Consider the following 3131-nt stretch of genomic DNA (forward strand, 5'->3'; position numbering starts at 1 on the left):
GGGCTAATGCGAATACGCTACTATGGCTTTTTAGCTAATGCTGTACGGGTAAAAGCGATAGCGGAAATTAGGCAAAGCTTACGAAAGCGACCCGTAGAGAAATCGGAAGTGCTGAAAGAGAAACCTTGTTGTCCGAACTGCCATAGCAACAGCATGGTACTCGTGTGCATCAATATTAGACCTAGGATAGTCGTTTCAGAGCACCGACTGACCTAGTTGTCTGATTGTAATGAATAAAATTATCGTTGTGTTATGGCGAGAGAGGGGCATTGTTCGCTTTTAAAAAGATTATGCAACGGGTATAGTCGCAGAGATAAATTGGTGGCTAGAAGTGGAAAATGGACGGCTGATGGGGTACCAGTCTTAATGATAAGAGTGGAACGTAAGTCAGTCCTAAAAAGCAAACTCCATAGATAGAAGCGGCCAAGTCCAACAGGTATTTATCCATTGTGCTACGACAACGGATAAATACTTAAGCGTTAGAATTTTTTGGAGGCTTCACCACGTGGATGAGAAATTAAAAGATATATTTTTAAACATTAATGATTGGCTAAAATACGCGGAAGCGAAATCTGCGACTTTGGTTGCAGGTAATGGAGCCTTGATTTTTGGGTTGGCAGGAGTTTTAAAAAGTTATGAACTGCCAAATTTGCTTGAATATTATGGTTATTTTTCAATAATACTTTGTATTATATCAATGGTTTTATGTTTACTATCTGTTGTTCCATCGCTTTCGATGCCTTGGGAAAGTAAACCAGAGGGAACAGTTCAATCTGATAATTTACTTTATTTTCAGGATATTGCAAAATATACGCCAATCAATTACCTTGGCAAGTTATCAAATAAACTCGAACTCAATGAACAACAATTTACTGGTTATCAAAAAGATTTAGCCAATCAAATTATTATCAATGCGGTAATTGCTTGTAGAAAATATAGCTATTTTAAAGTTGCAATTTGGTTTACTGTCACTGCGCTTATTTCCCCTTTGGGTTGTCTAGTTTTATTCGTATTAAGAGTTAGTAAATGAAAAAAGATATTGATAATAAAGTTAAATCTATAATTGACGATGCATTTGAAGTAACAGACATAAAGTATGTCCCGGATATTGATAATACAAGCTTAACTTTTGGTAATAAGGGGTTACGATTTGAAGCTACAACACTGTTCATCGATATGAGAGGTTCAACAAAAGTTTTAAATAATCATAATCGAACGACTGTTGCAAAACTTCATAAAGCTTATTTTCATACAATTGTAACTATTGCTAAAAGTTATAGTGGGGAAGTCCGGAGTTTTAATGGCGACGGAATGCTAGTCTTTTTCCAAGGAACTACTAAGAGAAGCTTAAGTAATGCAGTAAAAGCTGCCATGAAAATGAAATGGATGCTTGCTTCTCCGAAGTCTGAGGTAAAAAAGAAAATGGAAAAATACTCTACAGTCGAATTTGGTATTGGGGTTGATGACGGACAAATATTATGTGCAAAAGTTGGTATAGCAGGTGCGAATAATAGGGACTTGGTGTGGATTGGAAATGCAGTAAACAAATCTGTGAAAATTGGTGATCAACTTGATGGAAAAATAGGTATATCTTCATATGTTTATAATAATCTGCTAGATGATGTCAAATATGTTACAGAAAAAGACTTCCTAGGGAATGATGTTCAAAAAAATATGTGGGTTCAAGATTCCTTTACATATAATGGAGAAAACCATATTTGTTATACTACGACCTATCAATGGAGTCTCGAATAAAATTCTAACAAATGCATCAACACGATTTGCTACACTCGGCATTGTCAGTTTGCCTTTAGTTTCAGTGATTAAGGCGTTAAAATCCAGCTAGGTCTGTATCGTAGCAAACGTGTTCTGCAGGCGTTAGCTGCAATTCTTTATTTGAGTATGGTTGAATGGATAAACAAAGATTATTTGAATTATATGAGAAACTCTATTTTCATGAAATGGAAGTGCGTGAAAAAATCACTGGCAGAGTACAAGTTACTTTTGCTCTTGTAGCTACAGGCTATACAATCCTTAGCTATATGCTGAGAATGTTGGATTTTACTAGTAATAAATTTGCTGTGAGCACGTTTGTAATATGTACAGCTGTCACATTTCTAATTTCATTTGGTTGTCTGTATTATTTAATTCGAGCATTTTGGGGGAATACTTATAATGGCATGCCGTCTCCAAAAGAAACGGATGTTTATAGAGAAGAATTAATTCTTCATCGTCATCAAATTGCACAGTACAACATGGATTATCCACAAAACCAACAACCAGAAGTTATTGTCGATGAGCGTATTTCTGAACACCTTTACAGTAAATTTCGCGATTGCTCTACTCATAATACGGCAGTAAATGACCGCAGGTCTGAGCAAGTACATAAATCATTTAAGTGGTTGTTATTTGCTTCTATACCGATGTTTATTGCAAGCGTGACATTTATAATATTTGACTTAGATGTGTTTTCACCAAGAAAAGAAACATCTATCATTGATCAGTCGGTAGTTAATGCTTTAAACGAAATTAAACATGAAATTGTTATTTTTACAGATTTTTATAAAGGAGACCAAGAAATGCCTGAAGTTGAAGATAACTACGTACCGCCACCACCAGCTGCTCCTCAAGAGCCAGATGTTCGTCCATTAGTAGAAAATGATAACTTACCAAGTGCAGGAGAATAGTATGTCAAATGATCAAAGTAAAAATTCACCGCCGCCGCCACCTAAACCACCAGAGGCTCCACGTGTTCGCATGATTAATGAAGACCTCACTAAAAAGAAAAGCAGCTAACAATCGCATCAACACGATTTACTACACTCGGCAATCTCAGTTTGCCGAGTGTTTATCGTTTTAAGGCGTTAATATTAAGTATAATTGTTTAGTAGTAAACGTGTTATGCAGGCGTTGATATGACCCCCCACTGTCAATTAAAAACGTAGAAGTTTCGGCTCCTGTATTATCAGAGCTTTTCTTGTTGCTTAGGGGATAGTGTTACCGCATAGATGAAGCAAGTAATGTCGTCGGTTCTCATGCTGATATACGTGGATTGCTCATCGTTTGATGAGTAGAGCCTACCTTACTTGTTCCGTCGTGGCACCTGTCTTCAGTCTATGCTCGTGGTTCAA

The 3131-nt window shown here is 36.6% G+C and carries 4 protein-coding genes; 3 read left to right on the forward strand and 1 reads right to left on the reverse strand.

What is annotated here, in order from left to right:
* Positions 1–20 precede the first annotated feature (20 nt).
* On the reverse strand, positions 21–170 hold the full coding sequence (locus AB4513_RS07800) for a hypothetical protein (protein ID WP_157936395.1): 150 nt from the start codon (positions 168–170) through the stop codon (positions 21–23).
* Between the two features lie 335 nt (positions 171–505).
* Between AB4513_RS07800 and AB4513_RS07805 the strand changes: the two genes are divergently transcribed.
* The 3 genes from AB4513_RS07805 to AB4513_RS07815 all read left to right on the forward strand — a co-directional run bounded on the left by AB4513_RS07805 (position 506) and on the right by AB4513_RS07815 (position 2687).
* Positions 506–1030 (forward strand): Pycsar system effector family protein, encoded by a 525-nt coding sequence (locus tag AB4513_RS07805; RefSeq protein ID WP_102257482.1) that lies wholly within the window; start codon positions 506–508, stop codon positions 1028–1030.
* A complete protein-coding gene (locus AB4513_RS07810) occupies positions 1027–1755 on the forward strand; it encodes an adenylate/guanylate cyclase domain-containing protein (RefSeq protein WP_102257481.1) in 729 nt (242 codons plus the stop codon). Before AB4513_RS07805 ends, AB4513_RS07810 begins: the two co-directional genes overlap by 4 nt.
* Positions 1756–1910: 155 nt before the next feature.
* Complete coding sequence (locus tag AB4513_RS07815; RefSeq protein WP_102257480.1) at positions 1911–2687, forward strand: hypothetical protein; 777 nt, start codon at positions 1911–1913, stop codon at positions 2685–2687.
* Positions 2688–3131: the final 444 nt, after the last annotated feature.

The sequence above is a fragment of the Vibrio sp. 10N.222.54.E6 genome, from assembly GCF_041473955.1.
Classification (GTDB): domain Bacteria; phylum Pseudomonadota; class Gammaproteobacteria; order Enterobacterales; family Vibrionaceae; genus Vibrio; species Vibrio tasmaniensis_A.

Coding starts and splice junctions, on each gene's coding strand:
- AB4513_RS07800 (WP_157936395.1), bottom strand. CDS start 170: ATGCACACGAGTACCATGCTGTTGCTATGGCAGTTCGGACAACAAGGT.
- AB4513_RS07810 (WP_102257481.1), top strand. CDS start 1,027: ATGAAAAAAGATATTGATAATAAAGTTAAATCTATAATTGACGATGCA.
- AB4513_RS07815 (WP_102257480.1), top strand. CDS start 1,911: ATGGATAAACAAAGATTATTTGAATTATATGAGAAACTCTATTTTCAT.